The organism is Rhizobium sp. CF122 (assembly GCF_000282035.1).
Lineage (GTDB): Bacteria > Pseudomonadota > Alphaproteobacteria > Rhizobiales > Rhizobiaceae > Rhizobium.
Genome location: NZ_AKKA01000024.1, coordinates 1 through 23,292 on the forward strand (window position 1 = coordinate 1; position 23,292 = coordinate 23,292).

Annotated in this window: 29 protein-coding genes and 1 pseudogene; 17 read left to right on the forward strand and 13 right to left on the reverse strand. The window is 60.0% G+C overall.

Annotated features, from left to right (window positions below; genetic code table 11):
* The first annotated feature begins 317 nt into the window (after nt 1-317).
* The gene (locus tag PMI09_RS06695; protein ID WP_007790177.1) at nt 318-542 is read left to right on the forward strand and encodes a hypothetical protein; all 225 of its coding nucleotides are present in this window, start codon (nt 318-320) and stop codon (nt 540-542) included.
* Nucleotides 543-853: 311 nt separating this feature from the next.
* On the opposite strand, the gene PMI09_RS06700 is transcribed toward PMI09_RS06695, so the two are convergent.
* The 3 genes from PMI09_RS06700 to PMI09_RS06710 form a co-directional block, all read right to left on the reverse strand.
* On the reverse strand, nt 854-1,696 hold the full coding sequence (locus PMI09_RS06700) for an aspartyl/asparaginyl beta-hydroxylase domain-containing protein (protein ID WP_007790182.1): 843 nt from the start codon (nt 1,694-1,696) through the stop codon (nt 854-856).
* Nucleotides 1,697-1,850: 154 nt separating this feature from the next.
* Complete coding sequence (locus PMI09_RS06705) at nt 1,851-2,192, reverse strand: SMR family transporter (RefSeq protein WP_007790183.1); 342 nt, start codon at nt 2,190-2,192, stop codon at nt 1,851-1,853.
* A gap of 14 nt (nt 2,193-2,206) precedes the next feature.
* Nucleotides 2,207-2,767, reverse strand: coding sequence for a TetR/AcrR family transcriptional regulator (locus PMI09_RS06710; protein WP_037082118.1), 561 nt, complete (start codon nt 2,765-2,767; stop codon nt 2,207-2,209).
* A gap of 146 nt (nt 2,768-2,913) precedes the next feature.
* Here PMI09_RS06710 and PMI09_RS06715 point away from each other — a divergent pair, with 146 nt between their 5' ends.
* Together PMI09_RS06715 and PMI09_RS06720 are read left to right on the forward strand one after the other, a co-directional pair.
* On the forward strand, nt 2,914-3,303 hold the full coding sequence (locus PMI09_RS06715) for a group II truncated hemoglobin (RefSeq protein WP_007790185.1): 390 nt from the start codon (nt 2,914-2,916) through the stop codon (nt 3,301-3,303).
* Nucleotides 3,304-3,311: 8 nt separating this feature from the next.
* Nucleotides 3,312-3,680: a DUF423 domain-containing protein gene (locus PMI09_RS06720; protein WP_007790187.1), complete on the forward strand. Its 369-nt coding sequence runs from the start codon at nt 3,312-3,314 to the stop codon at nt 3,678-3,680.
* 4 nt (nt 3,681-3,684) lie between these two features.
* Here PMI09_RS06720 and PMI09_RS32055 read toward each other — a convergent pair.
* The 6 genes and pseudogenes from PMI09_RS32055 to PMI09_RS06745 all read right to left on the reverse strand — a co-directional run bounded on the left by PMI09_RS32055 (nt 3,685) and on the right by PMI09_RS06745 (nt 6,941).
* Nucleotides 3,685-4,022 (reverse strand): annotated as a pseudogene (locus PMI09_RS32055) (glyoxalase superfamily protein).
* Between the two features lie 30 nt (nt 4,023-4,052).
* Nucleotides 4,053-4,367 (reverse strand): antibiotic biosynthesis monooxygenase family protein, encoded by a 315-nt coding sequence (locus PMI09_RS06725; RefSeq protein WP_007790189.1) that lies wholly within the window; start codon nt 4,365-4,367, stop codon nt 4,053-4,055.
* Nucleotides 4,368-4,377: 10 nt separating this feature from the next.
* Nucleotides 4,378-4,647, reverse strand: coding sequence for a hypothetical protein (locus tag PMI09_RS06730; RefSeq protein WP_007790195.1), 270 nt, complete (start codon nt 4,645-4,647; stop codon nt 4,378-4,380).
* Nucleotides 4,644-5,051, reverse strand: coding sequence for a DUF2325 domain-containing protein (locus tag PMI09_RS06735; protein ID WP_007790196.1), 408 nt, complete (start codon nt 5,049-5,051; stop codon nt 4,644-4,646). Before PMI09_RS06735 ends, PMI09_RS06730 begins: the two co-directional genes overlap by 4 nt.
* 112 nt (nt 5,052-5,163) lie before the next feature.
* Nucleotides 5,164-6,438 carry an energy transducer TonB family protein gene (locus tag PMI09_RS06740; protein WP_007790200.1) on the reverse strand — a complete coding sequence of 425 codons (1,275 nt, stop codon included), beginning with the start codon at nt 6,436-6,438 and terminating at the stop codon, nt 5,164-5,166.
* Between the two features lie 59 nt (nt 6,439-6,497).
* Nucleotides 6,498-6,941 carry a hypothetical protein gene (locus PMI09_RS06745; protein WP_443216173.1) on the reverse strand — a complete coding sequence of 148 codons (444 nt, stop codon included), beginning with the start codon at nt 6,939-6,941 and terminating at the stop codon, nt 6,498-6,500.
* Nucleotides 6,942-7,080: 139 nt separating this feature from the next.
* On the opposite strand from PMI09_RS06745, the gene hemP reads away from it, so the two are divergent.
* From hemP to PMI09_RS06780, 7 genes are all read left to right on the forward strand, one after another.
* Entirely contained in the window at nt 7,081-7,263 is a 183-nt protein-coding gene (hemP, locus tag PMI09_RS06750) for a hemin uptake protein HemP (protein WP_037082125.1), read from the forward strand.
* A gap of 9 nt (nt 7,264-7,272) precedes the next feature.
* Entirely contained in the window at nt 7,273-8,325 is a 1,053-nt protein-coding gene (locus PMI09_RS06755; RefSeq protein WP_007790202.1) for a hemin-degrading factor, read from the forward strand.
* A 7-nt stretch (nt 8,326-8,332) separates the two neighbouring features.
* Nucleotides 8,333-9,229: a heme/hemin ABC transporter substrate-binding protein gene (locus PMI09_RS06760; protein WP_007790203.1), complete on the forward strand. Its 897-nt coding sequence runs from the start codon at nt 8,333-8,335 to the stop codon at nt 9,227-9,229.
* 2 nt (nt 9,230-9,231) lie between these two features.
* Nucleotides 9,232-10,344 carry a FecCD family ABC transporter permease gene (locus PMI09_RS06765; RefSeq protein WP_037082128.1) on the forward strand — a complete coding sequence of 371 codons (1,113 nt, stop codon included), beginning with the start codon at nt 9,232-9,234 and terminating at the stop codon, nt 10,342-10,344.
* A gap of 10 nt (nt 10,345-10,354) precedes the next feature.
* Nucleotides 10,355-11,146: a heme ABC transporter ATP-binding protein gene (locus PMI09_RS06770; RefSeq protein ID WP_007790210.1), complete on the forward strand. Its 792-nt coding sequence runs from the start codon at nt 10,355-10,357 to the stop codon at nt 11,144-11,146.
* Between the two features lie 141 nt (nt 11,147-11,287).
* Complete coding sequence (locus PMI09_RS06775) at nt 11,288-11,647, forward strand: DUF883 family protein (protein ID WP_183722415.1); 360 nt, start codon at nt 11,288-11,290, stop codon at nt 11,645-11,647.
* A 9-nt stretch (nt 11,648-11,656) separates the two neighbouring features.
* Nucleotides 11,657-12,058 carry a hypothetical protein gene (locus tag PMI09_RS06780; protein WP_007790214.1) on the forward strand — a complete coding sequence of 134 codons (402 nt, stop codon included), beginning with the start codon at nt 11,657-11,659 and terminating at the stop codon, nt 12,056-12,058.
* A gap of 88 nt (nt 12,059-12,146) precedes the next feature.
* On the opposite strand, the gene PMI09_RS06785 is transcribed toward PMI09_RS06780, so the two are convergent.
* Nucleotides 12,147-12,701: an RNA polymerase sigma factor gene (locus PMI09_RS06785; RefSeq protein ID WP_007533712.1), complete on the reverse strand. Its 555-nt coding sequence runs from the start codon at nt 12,699-12,701 to the stop codon at nt 12,147-12,149.
* A 9-nt stretch (nt 12,702-12,710) separates the two neighbouring features.
* Nucleotides 12,711-12,872: a NepR family anti-sigma factor gene (locus PMI09_RS06790; RefSeq protein WP_274533075.1), complete on the reverse strand. Its 162-nt coding sequence runs from the start codon at nt 12,870-12,872 to the stop codon at nt 12,711-12,713.
* Nucleotides 12,873-13,171: 299 nt separating this feature from the next.
* On the opposite strand from PMI09_RS06790, the gene PMI09_RS06795 reads away from it, so the two are divergent.
* The 4 genes from PMI09_RS06795 to preA all read left to right on the forward strand — a co-directional run bounded on the left by PMI09_RS06795 (nt 13,172) and on the right by preA (nt 18,228).
* Nucleotides 13,172-13,966 carry a response regulator gene (locus PMI09_RS06795; protein ID WP_007790220.1) on the forward strand — a complete coding sequence of 265 codons (795 nt, stop codon included), beginning with the start codon at nt 13,172-13,174 and terminating at the stop codon, nt 13,964-13,966.
* A gap of 197 nt (nt 13,967-14,163) precedes the next feature.
* On the forward strand, nt 14,164-15,171 hold the full coding sequence (locus PMI09_RS06800; protein ID WP_081499027.1) for a sensor histidine kinase: 1,008 nt from the start codon (nt 14,164-14,166) through the stop codon (nt 15,169-15,171).
* A gap of 366 nt (nt 15,172-15,537) precedes the next feature.
* Nucleotides 15,538-16,899: an NAD(P)-dependent oxidoreductase gene (locus tag PMI09_RS06805; RefSeq protein ID WP_007790223.1), complete on the forward strand. Its 1,362-nt coding sequence runs from the start codon at nt 15,538-15,540 to the stop codon at nt 16,897-16,899.
* 15 nt (nt 16,900-16,914) lie between these two features.
* Nucleotides 16,915-18,228: an NAD-dependent dihydropyrimidine dehydrogenase subunit PreA gene (gene preA, locus PMI09_RS06810; RefSeq protein ID WP_007790225.1), complete on the forward strand. Its 1,314-nt coding sequence runs from the start codon at nt 16,915-16,917 to the stop codon at nt 18,226-18,228.
* A gap of 109 nt (nt 18,229-18,337) precedes the next feature.
* On the opposite strand, the gene ftrA is transcribed toward preA, so the two are convergent.
* Entirely contained in the window at nt 18,338-19,333 is a 996-nt protein-coding gene (ftrA, locus tag PMI09_RS06815) for a transcriptional regulator FtrA (protein ID WP_007790227.1), read from the reverse strand.
* Nucleotides 19,334-19,401: 68 nt separating this feature from the next.
* Here ftrA and PMI09_RS06820 point away from each other — a divergent pair, with 68 nt between their 5' ends.
* Entirely contained in the window at nt 19,402-19,815 is a 414-nt protein-coding gene (locus tag PMI09_RS06820) for a rhodanese-like domain-containing protein (RefSeq protein WP_007790230.1), read from the forward strand.
* Between the two features lie 114 nt (nt 19,816-19,929).
* Entirely contained in the window at nt 19,930-20,997 is a 1,068-nt protein-coding gene (locus PMI09_RS06825; protein ID WP_007790233.1) for a glycosyltransferase family 4 protein, read from the forward strand.
* A 33-nt stretch (nt 20,998-21,030) separates the two neighbouring features.
* Here the strand turns inward: PMI09_RS06825 and PMI09_RS06830 are convergent, their stop codons facing one another.
* Nucleotides 21,031-21,687, reverse strand: coding sequence for a TetR family transcriptional regulator C-terminal domain-containing protein (locus PMI09_RS06830; RefSeq protein WP_007790235.1), 657 nt, complete (start codon nt 21,685-21,687; stop codon nt 21,031-21,033).
* A 302-nt stretch (nt 21,688-21,989) separates the two neighbouring features.
* Here PMI09_RS06830 and PMI09_RS06835 point away from each other — a divergent pair, with 302 nt between their 5' ends.
* Nucleotides 21,990-23,243 carry a Zn-dependent hydrolase gene (locus tag PMI09_RS06835; RefSeq protein ID WP_007790237.1) on the forward strand — a complete coding sequence of 418 codons (1,254 nt, stop codon included), beginning with the start codon at nt 21,990-21,992 and terminating at the stop codon, nt 23,241-23,243.
* The last annotated feature ends 49 nt before the right edge of the window (nt 23,244-23,292 follow it).

Sequence of the window (23,292 nt, forward strand, 5' to 3'; positions counted from 1 at the left end):
CGCGCCGCCAAAGGCAAGCTGAACGACGTGAGGCATCAAGCCCCACAATCGCGGGCAGCCCCATGTAGAATCGGACCATCAGCAAGCGCTTGAACCGCTTGCTGATGGTCCGTTTTAGTTGGTGCTACCTGCCGAAGATATCTTCGTTGAGCCGGTTGCCGCCGGACTCCGATTTTGCGACGATACAAAAATCAGACGCTAAACTGCCGCTTTAATTGGGATATACGGACTTGGCTGCGCCATGCGCTTAACCATACCGGCTAACCACTCTATTAGCATCCTGTTGAAAACGCGTCGGATTGTGGCACCTTGCTGCCATGACGAACATCAATTCTCCGAATTACAGCGCCGAAGATATGGGACGCTCGCGGGAATGCGAAACCGTCTGCAAAACGGCAATCACCGAAGTTGTCCGTCGCGCGGTAGCGGCGGGATGGCGGGAAGAGGAAATTGCTCTTCATCTCGCGGATGCTGCGGAAAACTATGTCATGTATCTGGCCACCAAAGCGAAACGCAAGGTGATGGCAGCCAATAGCAACTGAGCGCCGTCGACCGCTGGCGGGTCCCGTTGGGGCTGCAGTTGACGGTGTGGTGGGCGCCGGCGCAAGTCGCCACCTATCTCCAGTGCAGCTGCGCCGACCGCGCCCGTTGTGATCCAGCAGCCGATCGTCGTCGGCAATCCATTCCGGCCGATGTCGTCGTCACCCCGGTCCCCGCGACAATCCGAAATGGCCTACGCTGTGATCGATGACCACCACATCATCGTTACCCCCGACGCACCGCGCGTGCAGGTTCTCGACCAATCCTCAAACAACTGGCGCGTGGGGGCTATCTATTGGTTCTGCGGTCACGCTCAATTCTGCGGCCTGTTTCTGAACGCTTCCGCTTCCGCATAGAACTTCTTTTCCCATTCCTTGTGGTTATCCAGCCCCTCACGAATGAAGGGTGTAAACACGGCAAGGTTCATGAGCGCCCAATTGACGACGCGGGCCGGGAACTTCAACGGCTTCACGAAGTCAACAAACAGCACGACACGCGTCTTTTCGGTGTGGTTCCAGGCTTCGTGCTCGTAAGCATCGTCGAAAATCAGAGCCTTACCCTCCTGCCAGTGGCAGATCTGGTCCTTGACCCGGATGGCCAGCTTGTCCGCAGGCTCCGGCACGATCATGCCGAGATGCAGGCGAAGCACGCCGTTATAAGGTCCGCGATGAGCCGGCAGATGTTTGCCGGGCTCGAAGATCGAAAACATGGCGGTTTTCAATCCTGGAATCTTCTGCACCGCTTCCCAGGTTTGCGGGCACGCCTTGATGTTCTGTTCCGACTTCACGCCGAAGCCGACAAGGAAGAAGGTCTTCCAGCCGCTATCGCTGGAAATCGTCTTCACGTCAGTCGAGATGTCCTGGAATGTCGGCAGTTCGCTCTGCCGCACGAGCACACGGTCCAGCTCTGACCGGATCTGCGGCCACGCCTTCTCCACTTCGGCGGCCCAGGGAAATGTGGCGGCATCGTAGACAGGCGGATTGCCGAGCTTGGCGTATCTGAAGTTCAGCTTTTCCGCCCATGCGACGATACCCATGAAAAAGCGCGTGATCGCGCTCGGTCGATCCATCGGCGCGATGCCGGCGGTGTTGAAGGATTGGCCCGCGGTTGCGGATGGATTTTCGGAAAGACCTGCGTCAGCGGTACCGTCAGTCATGGGGTGTCCAATGCGTAGAATAAGCGGTGAAAAGTTCAAGAAGATATGGATATGACAGCATTTTTCACAAGCCCGCGCGGCGGCGGTCAAATGTCGCGACGACGTCCGGGGCGGGCGAAGGTGGTTAGCCAGATAAGCCCGGATGTGGGCGAAATCAATGGGAGATGGATTTCGAGAAAAGGTTGACCACCAGCACGCCGGCAATGATCAGCCCGAGCCCGATGATCGCCGGCGCATCAAGCCGCTGCTTGAAATAGATGAGGCCGACGGCGGAAATCAGCACGATGCCGAGCGCGCTCCAGATCGCATAGGCGATGCCAACGGGAATGATCTTCAATGTCATCGACAGGCAATAGAATGCCGCCACGTAGCAGACAACCAGAACAACGGTCGGTCCGACGCGGGTGAACTGCTGCGACAGCTGCAGCGCCGTCGTGCCGATCACCTCGAGCGCGATCGCAGCAACGAGCAGCGCATAAACAACAGCTGGAGCCATGGCGGGGTCCTACTCTACTTGTTCGTCCATTCGACAAGACGGGCGATCAGCGCCTGGCGGTCCCCGCCGTTATCATGACTGCCGAGCATGTCGGCGAGCCAGAGCCCATCGGCAGCGAACCGAACGATCTGCGCGTCGATGGACGAATCCGTGCCGACGTATTCCTCCGTCCGATCCTGCACCCATGCGCGCCAGCGGCGCCGAAGCCGCGGCTCGGCGAGCAGCGCAACCGTTACTTGCGCCCAGTGCGCGGACTCATCGGGACTGTCTCTAAGATCCGCAACAGCATGAAGATAGGCGCGGCTGAAACGGCCATGCGGCACCGGATCCTCGCGCATGCGCTCATCGATATCAGCATCGAACCGATCCAGAAGACTCTCGAAGAGGGCATCAAGCAGCGCGTTCTTCGTCGGGAAATGGTGCAAGAGCCCGCCCTTGCTGACGCCTGATGCGCCGGACACTGCATCCAGTGTCACGGCACCCATACCTTGCTCCATTGTCAGCCGAGCGGCCACGTCCAGCAGCTGCTGGCGCACGACGAGAGGCTGTTTGCGGCGATGATGAGCAAGTGACATATCGACAAAAGATACCGTCCAGACGGTTTTGTCAAGAAATTTGTCATCACCAAGCCGACGACGGACGAATTGCCGCGTCCTGATCCGAGCGGTTGCAGTCCTCTTCCTCGCAGTGCATTAAGAGTTCGATTTCGAGGAATGGAACCGTGACGGAAAAAGTCATTACGCTTTACGAGGCAATTGGCGGCGACGCGGCCGTGCGTGCGCTGACGCACCGCTTCTATGAGCTGATGGAGACGCTGCCGGAGGCAAGGCACGTTCGCGCCGTCCATCCGCCGACGCTGGAAGGCAGCGAAGTGAAATTCTACGAATACCTGACGGGATATCTCGGCGGCCCGCCGCTCTACACGGACAAACGCGGCCATCCGCGCCTCAGAAGCCGCCATTTCGTTGCCGAGATCGGCCCCGTGGAACGCGATGAGTGGCTGCACTGCTTTCGTCGCGCGCTTGAAGAAACCATTGCCAATCCGAAGCTGCGCGAGATCATCCTGCCGCCCATCGAACGGCTCGCATATCACATGCAGAACAAGGAATAGGAACAACCATGACGCTGAACACGCGTATCGCGCCGCTATTCTATCTGTTCGCCGGCCTGTTCGGTTTTGCTGGCGTGGCGCTGTCCGCAGCCGCGGCGCATGGCGGCGGCGATGCGCATCTCGTTGCTTCGGCTTCGGCAATGTGCCTGGCGCACGCACCTGCCCTGCTGGCTCTTGCCATCGGCACCGAGAAACTAAGGACCGCCTGGCTTGCCGGCATACTTATAGGCGCTGGCACGCTTCTGTTTGCCGGCGATCTCGTCGCTTTGCGCTATGCGGGTTCCGGCTTGTTTCCGATGGCGGCGCCCACGGGCGGATTTGCCATGATGTTCGGCTGGCTGGCGATCGCGGTGGGCGCCTTCTTTCGCCGGGGCTGATCGATCAACTGACGGGTATGCGCCCAAACCGCAACAGGTTGCCGTGCCGATCATGGATATAGGATTCTTCCATGCCCCACGGCCGTCCCTCAAGCGGGCCAGATGCGCCACGCGCTTCCCTTGATATTGCGCATGGAGCGCGGCTATCCGACCGCCACGCAGGTAGACGGGCGTCGCCTCGCATAGCGCTCGGTCGCGCGCCAGCCAGAAATGCAACTCCATTTCGTTCCTGCGCAGGATCAGATAGGCTGGAGACGGGTGGATGATCCGGTTGAAGCCAAGCTCGTCGCGATAAAAGGCCAGTGTCTCATCGAGATCAAGCGATGGCAGAACGGGCAGGATTTCAACTCGATCGGGATCGACCTCGGCCGTTCAGATGCCGTGCACCACGTTGAAACCTTCGAAAACCGGCGGCCCCTTGTACATGGCCTTGCGTTCACCGGCACTGCGGTGCGCGGCGCGGAAGTTTTCGGACTTCGTCCAGTTCACGAAGTCTTCCTCGCTCTGCCAGAGCGTATGCGAGGAAAACAGCGTGTATTCCTCCTCCGTATTCGTCTTGCCCCGCAGCAGGCGGAACTCGACGAAGCCGGGAACCTGCGAGAGGCTGGAATCGCGATTGCGCCAGACTTCCTCGAAGTCCGCCTCGGATCCGATCGCAACCTTGAAGCGGTTCATCGCAATATACATGGAATGATCCCTACGCTTTGTTTTTCACACTGTCGCGCGCCGGCGCGAAGGCCACAACATTATTGCCGTTTGCCGCCTCCAAACCAAGCGGCCTTTCGGGCTGCTGCCCGGGCATCCGTGTCTCCCACAGAGGAAACTCCGACACGTTGGGATAGTCTCTACGCCGCTCGGCATTCCGCAGCAGCAGATCGTAAAGCTCCGGCACAAGGCCGTCACCTCTTTGAGCGGCAAGCTTGTGCAGGCCGATCATCATGACCCCGTCGGGGCGTTCTTCGTTCATCGGGAATTGTCTCGTTCGTTCATTGTCTGTAGCGCGCGTTCCAAACTGGACTTGCTGCCGTTTCTAAGCGGGATGAAGGCCTTGCCGAATTTCTTGCAGCCGGTCTTCACGCGCAGGCAGGCATCGTGGCTGATACAGTCGATCGGGCAGAAAACGCAGTCGACCGAGGGAAGCACGGTATCGATGCGGGAGACCGCCTCGCGCAAGCCGCCGTCGTGGTGGATCAGCTCTGCCCCAAAGTTGCTTGCGATCTGGCGAAGATGCGCCACCTGGCAATCCCGTCCGCCGACATACAGGAAACTGCGTCCATCAAGTTTGGACCGCCCGGACGCTTCCTGAACCGTCTCGATACCAGCGAGGACGCGGATCTCGCGGTTGGAACCCTTCTTCGTCTTTCGAGCCATTGCCCACCCGTTCGCTCGTTGATCGTCACACGATTCCTGCGTGTGCCGGGGGACCTTATTAAACTTGATTTTTAGAGTAAAGTATAAAGTTGATTGTATAAGTCATATTTTATCAGCGACCCGTCACCTGAACATCCTGACTGAAAGACCAGACCGGCTTACCCCACTCGGTGGGGAGCGAAGGGAACGGCGCCGCTCGGCGAATACCGTCGACAACAGCCTGATCCAGCTCGGGAATACCTGAACTGCGCGCGATCGAAAGACCGTTCAGATCGCCGCTGGCTCCAATTGTGAGGCGAACGCGAACACTCATGGACGCGCTCATACGCTTGTACTCCGACGGCACCCTGACAGAGCGACGGATCCGTGCCTGCACCTTGCCGGGATAGTTGGCAACGGCTGCGCTCCCGGCACCGCCGCTGCTACCCGAGCCACGCGAATTTTGGCTCGATGTTGCTGTCTCGGTCCCCTCGGCCGATCCCTTCTTGGAATCCTGCTTGTTTTCGCCGCCGGACCCCGCAGATGGTTTGGCCTTCTTCGGCTGCTCCTTCTTCTCGACGGGTTTTGTAGCTGGCTTTTCAGCCTTCGGCTTAGGGTCAGGTGTGGGCTTATCCGGTTCGGGAGCGAGCGTCGCCGTTTCCATCGGCTGGACCGGCTTCACCTCTTCCGGCGCCGCCTGGGCGACGGGAGGCGTCTCCGCAAGAACCTCGGCCGGCACTTCCGTCGCCATCGGCTGCACGACGGACGTCTCTGCAGGCGACAGAGAGGTCAGAACCTCGGGCTCCACAGCGACCACATTCTCCGGGGAAACGCGCGTCACCTCTTGCGTGGGCGCAACAGTCACCGGTTCCGTCGGCGTTACTGCCGTCGGCCGTATAGTTTGGGTCTGCACGGTCTCGGCCACGATCTGCTCGGGCTGAGGCTCCTCAGCTTTCTCGCCCGCTGCCGCCTGATCCGCCTCCCAATCGCCAAGGATGATGACGCTCACCACCTCGCCAGCCTCTTCGGCTGGATCGTGTGGTGTGACCACGAACCCGACGGTCAGGATTGCAATGACAGCCGCATGGCAAGCGAAAGAGCTGAGACAAGCCATCACCACATCGCGCTGACGTGGTTTTGCGCTCTCTTCCTTTTCGACGGTCGCATCCATCGATGGCGCGGCAACGACGGTGTTGCTCGCACTCTGCGGATCCTGCGGGAAGGATTCAATCAATGCCAGGCGGGCGTAGTGAATGGAGACTTCTGCGGCTGGCTGACGTGGCACATTGCGAAGATCAGACAATTCATGCCCGGGATGCATGCCGGGATTGTTGTCGTTCATTCCGCCCTCAGCGACCGGTTCCTCAACGAGAATGACTCTCGATTTGGATTTTGCTGAAACTGCCATTTGCGCCTGCCTCGGCCAGTTGAAACAGAAAACCGCCGGCTGTCATGCCGGCGAACCACTCAACCCTCGAAGGGAACGGAAACCTGTGAACGGGTGACAAGACCCTTCATGCACTCGCCCGCAGCCGGCCCATCGCAGACCGGCGCATCGTTGATCAACAGGCGCGTCACGCTCTCGCACTTGACGTTCGGCATATCGAACTGGCGCACGCGCTTCTTACCTTGCGGCAGATCGCGGAAGTCCAACACGGTGACCCGGTCGACCGCATTCCTGTCGTTGAAGAAAGCAAGCTCGAAAGAGATCTTGTTGATCGGCGCCGCGAGATTGTTGAGCGCAACGAAGGTCATCATGCAGCCCTTCTGCGACGGCACGAGGCCGTTCAGCTCGACCTCAAGGCCCTTGGCCGGCGAGGCCGCTGCAGCATCCTGAGCAAAAACCTGCGATGCACTCGCAACCGCGATCAGACCGCTTGTCAAAAGCGCTGCAACCTTGCTCACTGCCAGTCCTTCCATCAGTAGACACTAAAACTTGACTTATAAACTCCGCTATTGCGTCATTAAAAAATGATGACTATGAAAGTCAAGATAATTATGGATTTCCCCGGCGCTGGGCGCCGCGGATCGAGCGAAATAACCGACCGAAATGATGGTTGAGAAGCCAGGTAGCTTTAGTCACGCGTCGCTGCAGCGCGAACCAACGGCAGAAATGCGCGTTCTGGAAAGTGCAGACATTTTTCGCGGAGCGAGCGAGATCATGATCCGTCACGACGGCGTGGTCTACCGCATGAAAATCACCCGTCAGGGCAAACTCATTCTCAATAAGTAGGGCTAGGACATGACTGAAACCACGAAACCGGCTCCCGCCGACATTCGCGCATTTCGCGCAGAAAATCCGAAGATGCGTGAGCGCGATATCGCTGCTCAGCTTCAGATTTCGGAAGCTGCACTCGTCGTGGCCGAGGTTGGCATCAGCGCAACCCGCATCGACGGCAGCGCCTTGAAGCTTCTGGAGCGGGTCGCTGAACTCGGCGAAGTCATGGCCCTTTCCCGCAACGAAAGTGCCGTTCACGAGAAGATCGGCGTCTACGAGAACATCACCGCCGGACCGCACGCTTCGATCGTGCTTGGGGAAAACATCGACCTGCGCATTTTCCCCAATCGCTGGGCGCACGGCTTTGCCGTTTCCAAGAAGGATGGCGACCAGGAGCGTCTCAGCCTGCAGTACTTCGACAAAGCCGGGAACGCAGTTCACAAGGTACATCTTCGCCCGAACTCCAATGTCGAGGCCTATCACGCCATCGTCCGGGATCTGAAGCTTGAGGATCAGTCGCAGGAATTCGTCGCCGGTCTGGCGCCGTCGTCGACGGACGAGAGCGGTGAGGTCTCGCGCGACGAGCTGCGCCAGCACTGGAGCAAGCTCACCGACACGCATGAGTTCTTCGGCATGCTGCGCAAGCTGAAGATCGGCCGCCAGGCCGCCGTGCGTACCGTTGGCGACGACTATGCCTGGCAGCTCGACAACACGGCGACGGCAGAGATGATGCATGCTTCGGTCAAGGCAGGCCTGCCGATCATGTGCTTCGTCGCCAACAACGGCATCGTGCAGATCCATTCCGGCCCGATCTTCAACGTGCAGCCGATGGGTCCCTGGATCAACGTTCTCGACCCGACCTTCCACCTGCACCTTCGGCAGGATCACATTGCCGAGACCTGGGCCGTACGCAAGCCGACAAAGGACGGCCATGTGACGTCGCTCGAGGCCTATAGTGTCGAGGGAGAAATGATCATCCAGTTCTTCGGCAAGCGCAAGGAAGGCACCGATGAGCGCGACGACTGGCGCTCGATCATGGAAAACCTGCCGCGCGCAGGAACGAGCGTCGCAGCTTGAGAAAGGGATGACGATGCGTAAGGAACCGCGCCACAACTGGCTTTGGGCACTGGCGTTTTCGGCGGCGGCTATTGCGCTGTCGCTGGCTCCTGTCTCAGATGCCCTGGCGGCCGAGAAACTGGATACGACGCGCCTCGTAGCCGTCGGCGGCGACGTGACTGAGATCATCTATGCGCTCGGTGAGCAGGACCGGCTGATCGCGCGCGACACGACAAGCATGTATCCCGAAGCGGCAATGAAGCTGCCCGATGTCGGCTACATGCGCGCCCTGTCGCCGGAAGGTATCCTTGCGATGAACCCGACGGCGATCATCGCCATCGAGGGATCCGGACCGCCGGAAGCGCTGAACGTGCTGAAGAGCGCGAGCGTCCCTTTCGAGACCGTGCCTAACGCGTATACGCGCGAAGGCATCCTCGCGAAGATCGACCGGGTCGGCGATCTCCTCGGTCAGCCCGACAAGGCAAAGGCATTGGAAGAAAAGGTCGGCGCGGACCTCGACGCGGCGATCGCCGACGCTGAGAAGCGCCCCGAAGGCAAGCGCAAGCGCGTACTCTTCATTCTCAGCATGCAGAGCGGCAAGATCATGGCCTCCGGAACCGGCACGGCGGCCGACGGCATCATCAAGCTGTCGGGCTCCGTCAATGCAGTGGGCAACTTCCCCGGCTACAAGCCGCTGACCGACGAAGCGATCGTGGAAGCCAAGCCCGACGTGATCTTGATGATGAACCGCGGCGACGGCTCGGCCACGAAGAATGAAGATCTTCTCAAACAGCCCGCACTGGCCTTGACACCCGCGGCACAGAACAAGGCGATCATCCGCATGGACGGCCTGCACCTGCTCGGTTTCGGCCCCCGCACCGCGAGCGCCGTCCGTGAATTGAACGCGGCGATCTACGGAAGCTGATGATGGCCCTGCAGGACGCCATGGGACAGAAGCGCGCCATGTTTTCGCTGACAGGTCTCCGGGAGCTTCACAGGGCCGGTGACCGGAGCCGCCTCGCTCTGCTGGCGATCGTTCTGCTTGCGGTCGGCTCCGTCCTGTCCCTGTTGTTTTCGGTGACAACGGGCGCTTCTAACGCTTCGTTCCTCGACGTGATTGCCAACATGGCGGGGTCGGATGAGGCGCTGAATGCGCGCGACCGGATCATCATCGTCGATATCCGCATGCCTCGCGCGATCCTGGGCTTCCTGGTTGGCGGTTCGCTTGCCGTCTCGGGAGCCGTCATGCAGGGCCTGTTCCGCAATCCGCTCGCGGATCCGGGCCTTGTCGGCGTCTCCTCGGGTGCGGGCCTCGGCGCAGTGGTGATCATCGTGCTCGCCGGCACCTTTGCCGCGCCGCTCTACGCTCTGCTTGGCATCTATGCGCTGCCGCTCGCAGCCTTCTGCGGCGGCCTTGCCAGCACGTGGCTACTCTACCGGATTGCGACCGGCAACGGCCAGACCTCGGTTGCCACGATGCTGCTTGCCGGCATCGCGCTCGGCTCGCTTGCCGGCGCGCTCACCGGGCTGCTGATCTACATGGCTAACGATCAGCAGCTGCGCGACCTCACTTTCTGGGGCATGGGATCGCTTGCCGGAGCGACATGGGCAAAGATTGCCACCGCCGCCCCGATCATTCTTCTCTCTTTTGCCGCCATGCCGTTCATGACCCGCGGCCTCAATGCCATGACGCTCGGTGAAGCGACAGCGTTCCATATGGGCATCCCCGTACAGCGGTTGAAGAATATTGCCATCCTCAGCGTCGCCGCAGCGACGGGTGCTTCGGTCGCCGTCAGCGGCGGCATCGGTTTCGTCGGCATCGTGGTTCCCCACGTGCTGCGCATGTCGATCGGCCCCGATCATCGCTTCCTGCTGCCCGCCTCCGCGCTTCTCGGCGGCTCGCTGCTGATTTTCGCCGATGTCCTTGCCAGGACGATCGTCGCGCCGGCCGAACTGCCGATCGGCATTATTACGGCCGCTATCGGCGGCCCGTTCTTCCTTTGGATTCTGTTGCGGCATCGCGCACGCCTTGCCCTTTGAGTATCAAGCAATGATCGAAGTATCCGGCGCTTCCGTACGCCTTTCCGGCAAGACCATTGTTAGCGAGCTCGGCTTCAACGCGCAGGCTGGCCAGTTGACGGCGATCGCCGGTCCGAACGGGTCAGGCAAGACGACGACGATGAAGGCCGTCTCTGGCGAACTCCCCTATGCGGGCTCCATTCGCCTCAACGGGCAGGATGTGAGCGCGCTGCAGCCATGGCAGTTGGCGACGATGCGTGGCGTGCTGCCGCAGGCAAACTCGATCTCCTTCCCGTTCACGGTACGCGAAGTGGTGCGGATGGGCTTGACCACCGGTGTCAATCGCAACCCTGAGAAAGCCGAGCAGGCTGCGGCGAACGCACTGGCCGCTGTCGATCTCGGGGGCTTCGAAGGACGTTTTTATCAGGAGCTTTCCGGCGGTGAGCAGCAGCGCGTGCAGCTCGCCCGCGTTCTCTGCCAGATCACTGAACCCGTCGTCGACGAAAAGCCGTGCTGGCTCCTGCTCGACGAGCCGGTGTCGAGCCTCGACATCAGCCATCAGCTGACCATCATGACGCTTGCGCGCAAATTCTGCGAAGCCGGTGGCGGTGTCATCGCCGTCATGCACGATCTCAACCTGACCGCGCTCTTCGCCGACCAGATCATCCTCATGAAATCCGGGCAAGTGGCTGCGAGCGGCAGCGTTCGCGACGTACTGACAGATGAGACCATGGGCTCCGTCTTTGGCTGTGCCCTGCGGATCAATCAGGTTCCAGCAGACGGCACACCCTTCGTGCTTGCTCATAGTGCAGTTCAGGCCTGATACAATCCAGCGTAGCGGAACTTTTGAAGGTCGACCGCGTTAAGCAACTGATCATGTAGGTCATTGCCGGGGGACAATCTTCATGCAAACTTCGGCGACGGCCCTGTGTTGAACCAGGTCGCGTCAAAGCGCGCCTTACAGATGGAGAAAATCGTGGCCTCTTCGCTCCTCCACCCCATTCGCAGCCGGCGCAATGGCGGCGCGCTTCACAACATTGAATCCACCATCGAAGAGCAGATCGAGGCTCTTCGCGATGACATCGCGGCCCTGACGAAGATCGCTGGAAAGCAGTCGCGGAAGTCTGGTGATCGACTTCGCTATCAGGCAGCAACCAGCTACGACGATCTACTGTCACGCAGCGAAGACCTGATCCACGAATTGCAGGAGGGCTACCTTCGCGGCGCGCAGGAAGTGCGCAACACGGTACGCCGGCACCCCGTAGCCACCATCGGCGCGGCGGCAGCCTTCGGGCTCGTCCTCGCCCTCCTCGCTCGCCGTTAAGGAGGCGAGATGCTCTTCCCGCTTCTCAGCCTGCTGGTAGGCACGAGTGTTCACCGAACCGTTGCGCGGACGAAGCGCAACGGTATTTTCATTGCGATTGCCGTCGTACTCTTGTTGACCGCCTATACGCTCGCGGTGGTCGCTGGCGCGATATGGCTCTCAGGCATTTATGGGCCCATAGGCGCGGCGCTATTCCTGGCTGCCGCTGCGCTGCTGATCGCCGTCGTCGTTCTCATCATGATGATGGTGATCAATGCGCAGGAGGCGCGTCGCGCCAAGGAACGCAAGCAGGCGTTGGAATCGCTTGCCGCAGTGGGCATTGGCCTCGTCCGGGCTCAGCCCCTATTGACGGCCGGGGTTCTCGCAGCGATCGTCATGGCTAATCTCATGGGCTCCAAGCGAGACGACTGACACTTAGATAACGCTTCTGCTACTGCGCTACACCAGAAAGGCCGGCGCCTCGAGGCAGCCGGCCTCTTTCTCGGTATCTGGTCAAGTGTCAGAAGGCAAAAGCTTTGGACGTAAGCGGCGACGATGTCGCGTCAGGTCCGAAATCCGCCTCGCCCGAAATCTGAAGGAGCTCCTGCAGGCGCTGGCGAGCGCGGTTTACGCGGCTCTTGATCGTGCCGACGGCACATCCGCAGATTTCCGCGGCTTCTTCGTAGGAGAACCCCGACGCACCGACCAGAATGATCGCTTCACGCTGATCCGGGGGCAACTGATCGAGCGCTTTCTTAAAATCCTGAAGATCGAGCGCCCCGTACTGCGCCGGGTGCATCGCCATCGACTCAGTGAACAAACCATCGCTATCCTGAATCTCGCGTCCGCTCTTGCGCATCTGGCTGTAAAGCTCATTGCGCAGGATCGTGAAGAGCCAGGCCTTCATGTTGGTGCCCATCTCGAAATGGTCCTGCTTTGCCCAGGCCTTCATGATGGTGTCCTGAACCAGATCATCCGCCCTATCGTGACGTCCAATCAGCGAAATGGCAAAGGCTCGAAGACTCGGGAGCGACGCAAGGAGCTCGCGCTTGAAGCTTGGTTGCTGCTTTTCCATGGAGCCACCTTACTTCGCGACCTTGGCCGAAGCGACCAGCTCAGCCTGGTCAAGCTTCTCGAGCAAATCGAGAAAGCGCTCCGGAATTGCCTCGTCCTGCACGGCAGCATAAAGCGATCGCAACTTCACCCCGATCTGGCTGTTCGGGTCGAGGATATCGCTTGCGCGCATTTCCAGCCGCTGCCGATCTTTTTCATTCTTCCGTGTCGTCATCAATCGTCACTTTACTTGTTATCCGCCCGTTTTGCCACGCCGCCATGATTAAGTTCGTCTTAACTAAATCAGCCGCTTGGGCCGGCTGATTGGCGAACATCCCGTCGCGTGTCATGAAACAAATGCGATGAGCCCTCTGTTTGTAGGCACGATAATGCTGCTGAGAAAAAAAAGTTCCTATATCTCAGGAACATTTTTACAGTCCGTCGCGTTTTAATCGCCATTGAGGCCCCTTACCGGCCTGTTGGGAGCTATAAATGACACTTTCGACTCGAATTGCGCCGCACCTTCCTTATCTGCGTCGTTATTCCCGCGCGCTTACTGGAACGCAGACGTCGGGCGACGCGTATGTAGCCGCCGTACTTGAGGCGATCATTACCGATATATCCATTTTCCCGGATACCGCGGATGACCGCGTTGCACTGTACAAACTTTTCACCTCGCTGTTTGGTTCCGTAACGGTCCAGATTCCTGAACCTGCCTCGCCTTACGCGTGGGAGCAGCGCGCAACGCTGAACCTCGCCAAGGTTTCGCCGCTCGCCCGCCAGGCCTTTATCCTCGCCTCCGTCGAGAACTTTCGGGTTGGAGAAATTGCGGAGATTCTGGGCGTGGAAGAAGACGAAGTCGTCAGCCTGCTCGACAACGCATCGCGCGAGATCTCTCGACAGGTTGCCACTGATGTCATGATCATCGAGGACGAGCCGCTGATCGCGATGGACATCGAACAAATGGTGGAAAGCCTCGGCCACCGTGTTACCGGCATCGCCCGCACTCATGCCGAAGCGGTTGCGCTTTATAACAGAACACGGCCGGGCATGGTTCTGGCAGATATCCAGCTTGCCGACGGCAGCTCCGGCATCGATGCGGTCAACGACATTCTCAAGACCGCGAGCGTGCCAGTGATCTTTATCACCGCCTTTCCGGAGCGACTGCTGACGGGCGAACGGCCGGAGCCGACGTTCCTGGTCACAAAGCCGTTCAATCCGGACATGGTCAAAGCATTGATCAGTCAGGCACTTTTCTTCAACCAATCCACCAAGGCCGCCGCCTGAGGAAATGGCGACTCGAGGAACAAAGAGAACGGAAACGCGTTTTCGGAGAATCTGGAACGCTTTTCCGGCCTTAAGGTTTTTTTTTAGCGCTTTCTTCTAGGATAAGTTTCCCGATCAATGGGCACCCTCCTCCGCCGTGAGGAAGGATCAAAAATGGGAAAGGCGACTAGGTGAACAGGAATGAACCGGTGCCCGGCATGCCCTTCGCGCTGGAAGGCAGAGTGCTTCTACTGCAACGCTCGCTCGCAAGTGCCGGGATTTCAGTGATCTACCAAGATCCTGGCCTGTCGATCACCTATGCCGATAACCTTCCTCCTTATTTTCAGCCGCTTGCAATACCGGGCGGAACTGACGCCGATCTCTTCGGCGAGACACATGGGCGCAATCTGGAGAAGCTCAAGCAGCAGGTATTCGAAACCGGGAAGCAGACGACAACCGAGGTCGACATTTCGATCGACGGGGAAATGCGCACGTACGAACTGAAGATTCAGCGCGTTGGCACGGATCACGCCATGGGCATCCTTACCGTCATATCCGAGGTGACGGAGGCGCGGCATCGCGAAAAAGTGCTGAAGTCCCTTCTTCGCGAGCTATCGCACCGCTCGAAGAACCTCCTGGCCATTATTCAGGGCATCGCCACACAAACGGCCCGCAACACCATATCGCTGGATAGCTTCCTGGCGAAATTCCGCGGGCGATTGCAATCACTGTCGAATTCGCAGGACTTGATTACCGACTCCAGTTGGCGCGGCGCCTTCCTGTTCGAACTCGCTGAAAAGCAGTTCGCCCCCTATTGGCCTGAGACCGCAGGGCCGCTGCCGATCTCCGGGATAAACGTCCACCTGACACCCAATGCCGCCGTGCATGTCGGCCTGGCACTGCACGAATTGATCGTCAATTCGGCCTCCTATGGAGCGATCGCCGGCAGCAAACCTGCTGTCACCTTGAGCTGCCAGGAAGTCGCCTCCGCCGGGCGAAAGGCAATCGAGGTTTCATGGGCGGAGACGCTGTGCGATCCGACAGAGATTCATGAATTCAGCGAAAACAGCTTCGGTAAGACGGTGCTCGAGCGGGTCGTCCCCTCCTCCGTAAACGGCAAGGCCGAACTCACGCTGGTACCAGGCCGGATCGAATATCATCTGGTCATTCCCGACGCCGAGTTCGAGATTCTCCGGCGTCCTCCTCGGCAGGCAGCCATGCACTAAACGAAGAACAGCCAGTGCGAGGGCGGCGCACCGGCTGTTCTTTCACTCACCGGGAGGGGACCGTGAGTACGTCCGAACGATGGGTTGGGGGCGCGCATGTTGGGTCGATGCGGTCATCGTTCGGATACCGCAGTAACGGGCAAGTATCCGAATGGTTCCCCGAACGGACGAGAAAAAGTCGATTTTTTCATTTTTTTATTTGCAGGACACGATCGAGGACGGACGGCACTCCGAAGCGGGGAAAATAGCCATATAAAAACAATACGATAACAAGTACGCGAAGCAAAAATTTTACCGTTTGATAAATTTTTGAACCTGAGTTACGCTTTCCCTCACTGGCCGTTTACCAATAATGAGGGAACTTCAATGGAACGACTGGGAACTGGGATTCGTGCAGGCCGGCTTTCGCCCGCCGAGTACGAGTCGAACTTCTCCGATCTTCATCCGCGCCTCGACAAGCACGAGGCGCTGGTCGCCGCCGACCGCTGTTATTTCTGCTACGACGCGCCGTGCATGACGGCCTGTCCCACCTCCATCGACATTCCGCTCTTCATCCGGCAGATCGCCACCGGCAACCCGCTCGGATCAGCCAAGACGATCTTCGACCAGAACATTCTGGGCGGCATGTGCGCTCGCGTCTGTCCCACCGAAGAGTTGTGCGAGCAGGCCTGCGTGCGCAACACAGCGGAAGAGCGTCCCGTCGAAATCGGCCGCCTGCAGCGCTTTGCCACCGACACGGCCATGCAGGCGGACAAGCAATTTTACAGCCGTGCTACCTCGAGCGGAAAGAAGATTGCCGTCATCGGCGCGGGCCCGGCCGGCCTTGCTGCTGCCCATCGCCTTGCCGTGAAGGGCCATGATGTCGTGATCTACGACGCCCGGCCGAAATCCGGCGGCCTCAACGAATATGGCATCGCCACCTACAAGACGGTCGACGACTTCGCGCAACAGGAAGTGGACTACGTTCTGGCGATCGGCGGCATCGACGTCCGCCACGACCAGCAGCTCGGCCGCGATTTCTCGCTCGCCGATCTGCAATCGCAGTATGACGCCGTTTTCCTCGGCATCGGCCTTGCCGGCGTCAATGCGTTGCGTGTCGATGGTGAAAACCTGCCAGGCGTCGATGACGCCGTCGATTTCATCGCCGGCCTGCGCCAAGCCGCAGACAAGGGTGACGTTGCGATCGGCCGCCGCGTCGTCGTTCTCGGCGGCGGCATGACGGCAATCGATGCCGCCGTGCAGGCAAAGCTCCTTGGCGCCGAGGAAGTGACGATCTGTTATCGCCGCGGCAAGGAGCACATGAACGCCTCGGAATTCGAACAGGATCTCGCTACCTCCAAGGGCGTCATCATCCGCCACTGGCTGGCGCCAAAATCCATTCTCGCACAGGATGGCAAGGTTGCCGCAATCGAGGTGGAATACACCAAGCTGATCGATGGCCGCTTGTCGACAACGGGCGAGACCGGCGTCATTGCCGCTGATCAGATCTTCAAGGCGATCGGCCAGACCTTCGACGCTTCCGGCCTCGGCGCGCTGCGCATGGAGTCCGGGCGCATCGCCATCGATGCGGAAGGCAAGACCTCACTGGATGGCGTGTGGGCAGGCGGCGATTGCGTCTTCGGCGGTGACGACCTGACCGTCTCGGCCGTCGCGCAAGGCCGCGATGCCGCTGAATCCATCAACCGCGTGCTTGCTGCCGGCGCGCAGCCGGCCGTTGCCGTCGCTTGAAGGGGAGAATGAACAATGGCTGATCTCCGCAATAATTTCGTCGGCATCAAGTCGCCCAACCCGTTCTGGCTGGCCTCCGCACCGCCGACCGACAAGGCTTACAATGTCGAGCGCGCCTTCAAGGCCGGCTGGGGCGGCGTCGTCTGGAAGACCCTCGGCGAGGAAGGCCCGCCTGTTGTCAACGTCAACGGCCCGCGCTACGGCGCGATCTGGGGCGCCGACCGCCGGCTGCTGGGCTTGAACAACATCGAGCTCATCACCGATCGCGACCTCTACACCAACCTGCGCGAAATGAAGCAGGTGAAGATGAACTGGCCGGACCGCGCACTGATCGCTTCGATCATGGTTCCCTGCGAGGAAAATGCCTGGAAGGCGATTCTGCCGCTGGTCGAGGAAACCGGCGCTGACGGCATCGAGCTCAACTTCGGCTGTCCGCACGGCATGTCGGAACGCGGCATGGGCTCCGCGGTCGGACAGGTGCCGGAATATATCGAAATGGTGGTGCGCTGGTGCAAGCAATACACGCGTATGCCCGTCATCACCAAGCTGACGCCCAACATCACCGATATCCGCAAGCCTGCGCGGGCTGCCAAGGCCGGCGGCACCGATGCGGTATCGCTGATCAACACGATCAACTCGATCACCGCGGTCAACCTCGACACCTTCTCTCCGGAGCCGTCCATTGACGGACGCGGCAGCCACGGCGGCTATTGCGGCCCGGCGGTGAAGCCGATCGCGCTCAACATGGTCGCCGAGATCGCTCGCGATCCGGAGACCTACGGCTTGCCGATCTCGGGCATCGGCGGCGTCACCACATGGCGCGACGCAGCGGAGTTCCTCGTGCTTGGCGCTGGCAACGTGCAAGTCTGCACGGCGGCGATGACCTACGGCTTCAAGATCGTGCAGGAGATGATCACAGGCCTCTCCGACTGGATGGACGCCAAGGGCCACCGGAACCTCGACGATATCACCGGTCGCGCCGTTCCCAACGTCTCCGACTGGCAGTATCTCAACCTCAACTACATCGCCAAGGCGAAGATCGACCAAGACGCTTGCATCAAGTGCGGCCGCTGTCACATCGCCTGCGAGGACACCTCACATCAGGCGATCACCCAGTTCGTCAATGGCGTCAGGCACTTCGAGGTGATGGAAGAGGAATGCGTCGGCTGCAATCTCTGCGTCAACGTCTGTCCGGTCGAGAACTGCATCACCATGGAACAGTTGCCAGTCGGCGATCTCGACAAACGCACTGGCAAGATCGTCGATCCGAACTATGCGAACTGGACGACCCATCCGAACAACCCGATGGCTCGCCAGGCAGCAGAGTAGGTTAAAGACGAACGCCGCGGAAATATCTCCGCGGCGTTTTGCTTGCTGAATCCCTCTCCTCATTGCGCTGTCAGAGAAGCGTGGGGAGTAGAAAGACCAATTTCCCACCTCAACTGCCAGCCGCAAATGTCTTCCGATATGCTCCGGGGCTCGTCCCCAGCCGCTTGCGGAAGTGATGCCGCATCGTTGCCAGCGTTCCGAACCCACTGGCAACGGCAACGTCATCGAGGGTTGCACCAATCTGTCGCTCGAGAAGCTCGCGCGCATAGCGGAGCCGCTCCTTGAGCAACCATTCACCGACGCTGAGCCCGGTCGTGCTTTCGAACCGGCGCTGAAAGGTCCGCTGGCTCATCCCGGCCTTCGCGGCAAGCAGGCTGATCGGCTGCTCCTCATCCAGCTGCTGCCGCATCCAGTCGATCAGCGGGCCGAGCCTGATGCCCTCGCGCTGTTGCGGTACTGGCGCCTGGATGAACTGTGCCTGCCCGCCTTCGCGATGTGGCGGCAGCACCAGGCGCCGTGCCACGCTGTTGGCAGCCTCCGCACCGAAATCACCACGAACCACATGCAGACAGAGATCAATACCGGCGGCGCTGCCGGCCGCCGTCAGGATACTGCCATCGTCGATGTAAAGCACATCGGCATCGAAGCTGATGTCGGGATAGCGTTCCGAGACGGAAGCGACGTATCGCCAATGCGTGGTTGCTCGCCGATGGCGAAGCAACCCGGTGGCGGCAAGCACCGCAACACCCGAGCAGAGGGACATGATCCGCGCACCACGCTGATGGGCCAAGCACAAAGCATCAATGACCACCTCCGGAACCTCTGCATCGATCGCGCGCCAGCCAGGCACGACGATCAGGTCCGCCTCCTCAAGGACCTCCAACCCATGATCGACGGAAACCGTCAACCCGCCTGCCGCACGAAGCGGACCGGGCTCTATCCCGCAGACCGAATAGCGATACCAGCCCTCGCCCATTTCCGGACGCGACAGACCGAAGACCTCGTAGGCAATTCCAAATTCGAAGGTGCACAGCCCGTCATAGGCAAGCACCGCAACATGGGGTCCCTTCAGCGCATTTGGCATGATCTTTACGCTAACCGTCATTCTGGCCAATTTCGCCAAGACATAACATCAGCAATGGTCGGCGACAACTCGAACCGAAAGGACATGCCATGCCGAGCTTCGTCACCGAAACCCCTGCCGCCTCTCCGGAAGCCACCGCCGCCTACTATGCCCGCAAGCTCGCTTTCGAGACCGACTGCTGGGATGTTCACGCATCGCTCGCCGCCGGCCACCGCGACTTCGTGCTGCTGGATGTCCGTTCCCCGACGCTTTATGCCGCCTCTCACGTTCCGTACGCCATCAACCTGCCGCACGGGAAGATGACGGCCCACCGCATGTCGGAGTGGCCCGCAGATACCATCTTCGTCGTCTACTGCGCCGGCCCTCATTGCAACGGCACCGACAAGGCAGCCCTGCGCCTTGCCCGGCTCGGGCTTCAGGTGAAGGTCATGATTGGCGGAATGACGGGTTGGGCCGACGAAGGCTTTGCCTTCGATAGCGGCTCGGAAACCGCTGCAGCCTAACGTCGCACGTGCTGTGGGCCAGAACTGCAGCACCAGAACTGCAGCACATGAGCGGGAGATTGAATTTTCTTCCATCGATGCGATAGTCGGGAGGCGCAAAGGGTAGCCTCCTGCATGAGACGTCACATTATTGCGATCGGCCAGTTGCCTCCGCCGTTCAACGGCTTCTCGCTCGCGACCAGGAGCATGATCGCGCTTCTCGAGGAAGGAAACAGCGTCACCAACCGCGACGTCTCCCCGCCATTCGGCAAACTGTCGTTGCTCAAGCATCCAATCAAGCTCAACCGTGTCCTCGGCGCCTGCCGCCGGCTCTTCCGCGATCGCAAGCATGACAACCGGATTTGCTATCTTGCCTGTGAAGGCGGCCCTGGTTTGGTCTACACGGCGCTGATCGTGCTGGTCGCGAGACTGTTGGCCTACCCAATCTATCTGCATCATCACAGTTTCAGCTATATCGATAGGGCGAGCTTACTGATGCGATGTGTCCTAGCTTTCGGCGATAGCCGATTGCGGCACATCTTTTCGTGCGATGTCATGCGAGACCGCTTTACCGACACCTACCAGCGCCGCATGCGCAGTAGCATCGTCTCCAATGCTGCTTACGTGGTACCAACGGAGCAGAACGACGCACCGCGATACGCCACGACTCTTGTGATCGGAATGCTGAGCAATCTCGGTACCGAGAAAGGTCTCGACACCTTCCTTGATCTCGCAAGGCAAGCGCGGCATGAAGGCTTGTCGATCAGGGCGATCCTCGCGGGTCCGGCCGGCACTGGCGAGCGCGCGGCGATTGACGCCGCCGTCATGGAATTGGGCGATATGCTGGATTACCGGGGTGCGTTGTATGACGACGCGAAAGCCGCCTTCTATCGCGAGATCGACGTGCTCGTCCTCCCCACAACGTACGGCAACGAGGCGCAGCCGCTGGTGATTTTCGAGGCGAAGGCGGCCGGAAACGCGGTGATTTCCACCGACCGCGGCTGTATCAGGAAGCAACTGGACGAAAGCGATTTGCTTGCCCCCGCCGACGACGAGTTCGTGCCGACGGCACTGGCATGGCTGTCCGCCGTGGCGCCGGGACCGGCATTGGACGCAAGACGCAAGGTCATCCGCCAAGCCTATCGCACCCGCCATGCGAAGGCACGTGCGGCAATCGACACGCTCTTCGATTTAGAGGAATGACGCACCATACCGGACGCTAGCGCGCCCATGACATCATGACGCGTTTGGCATGGACTTGACCTTCAGCCCGTCGATGAACAGCTGCTCGAGAAAGCGAGCCGCATCCTCGAAGCGACCGGCGCCTGCATGCTCCTGCCCGAGCACAGCCCTTACCTGAACGTCGAAGTCGGCATAGTGCTGCGTCGTCGACCAGATCGAAAAGATCAGATGATAGGGGTCGCACTTGGCGATCTTCCCCGCCTTTGCCCAGGCGCGGATGACCTCGGCCTTTTCGTCCACGAGTTCCTTCAGCGGCCCTTTCAGCTCATCTTCGACATGCGGTGCGCCCTGCAGCATTTCGTTGGCGAAAAGCCGGCTCTCACGCGGGAAGTCGCGGGCCATTTCGAGCTTGCGGCGGATATAGCTGCGAATCTCGCTTTCGGGATTGCCCTCGGCGTCGAAGGCTCTCAGCGGCTCCAGCCATGTATCAAGCACGCGGTCGATCAGCGCCCGATGCATCGCTTCCTTGGTACGGAAATAATAGAGCAGGTTCGGCTTCGACATGCCGGCGACTTCGGCGATCTGGTCGATGGTGGAACCGCGAAAGCCGCTGACCGAAAACACATCGAGCGCGGCTTCAAGAATCTGCTCTTCCTTCTCCTCCTGGATGCGTGTGCGCCGCTGGGTCTTGGCTGCTCTCGGGATTGCCATGTCGACCTTGTTTCCCCTTCAAATTCAACCGTTTCACTCAAGATTGGACAGGCAGGGCACCTTGCCGCAAAATTGAGCAGATGCCGGTAATTTTGTCTGTATTTTTCCTGATTTTCGTCTTGAGCCCAGCGCCGGAAGTTGTAATGTTTACCAATCGGTCAAATTATCGATCAGATGCAAAACAAAGGCAACTGGCGTTTTTCCGGCGCTAACAAAACAAACAAGAGCGCCGAGAAACTGACCACGGGAACAAGCGGGCATGCCCATTGCATGACCGCAGAAAACAGGTGAGGACTTTAGACATGGTGGCAGCACCAGGCGAGAACATGCGCGTCAACGGGGATCGTCTTTGGGACAGCCTCATGGACATGGCAAAGATCGGCCCAGGCATTGCTGGCGGCAACAATCGCCAGACGTTGACGGATTCCGATGCCGAAGGACGCATCCTCTTCAGGACATGGTGCGAAGGCGCTGGCCTGACGCTCGGCGTCGACAAGATGGGCACGATGTTCGCGACCCGCCCCGGCACCGATCCGGACGCTCTGCCGGTCTATGTCGGCTCGCACCTCGACACCCAGCCGACCGGCGGCAAGTATGACGGCGTGCTCGGCGTGCTCAGCGCACTGGAAGTCGTCCGCACTATGAACGACCTTGGCATCAAGACCAAGCACGCGATCGTCGTTACCAACTGGACAAACGAGGAAGGCGCCCGCTTTGCCCCGGCCATGCTGGCCTCTGGTGTTTTCGCCGGCGTCCATACGCTGGAATATGCCTATGATCGCAAGGATCCCGAAGGCAAGAGCTTCGGCGACGAGCTGAAGCGCATCGGCTGGGTCGGCGACGAAGAGGTCGGCGCGCGCAAGATGCACGCCTATTTCGAATACCACATCGAGCAGGGTCCGATCCTCGAGGTCGAGAACAAGCAGATCGGCGTGGTCACGCACTGTCAGGGCCTCTGGTGGCTTGAATTCACGCTGGCCGGCAGGGAAGCCCATACCGGCTCGACCCCGATGAACATGCGCGTGAACGCCGGGCTCGCGATGTCACGCATCATCGAAATGGTGCAGACCGTGGCGATGGAGAACCAGCCGGGCGCCGTGGGCGGCGTCGGCCAGGTCTTCTTCACCCCGAACTCCCGCAACGTCCTGCCGGGCAAGGTCGTCTTCACCGTCGACATCCGCTCGCCGGATCAGGCAAAACTCGATGGCATGCGTGCCAGGATCGAAGCGGAAGCGCCAAAGATTTGCGAAGCACTCGGCGTCGGCTGCACGATCGAGGCGATCGGCCACTTCGCGCCAGTGACTTTCGATCCGACGCTTGTTTCCCGCGTGCGCAGCGCTGCCGAACGGCTCGGCTACAGCCACATGAACCTGATCTCGGGCGCTGGCCACGACGCCTGCTGGGCAGCAAAGGTCGCCCCGACCACGATGGTCATGTGCCCCTGCGTCGGAGGTCTCTCGCACAACGAGGCGGAGGACATCTCCAAGGAATGGGCAACAGCAGGCGCTGACGTCCTCTTCCACGCCGTCGTCGAGACAGCGGAGATCGTGGCGTGACTGCCAGTCGGCAATGGACGACATTCTTCATGAAGACCCGCGGCTGACA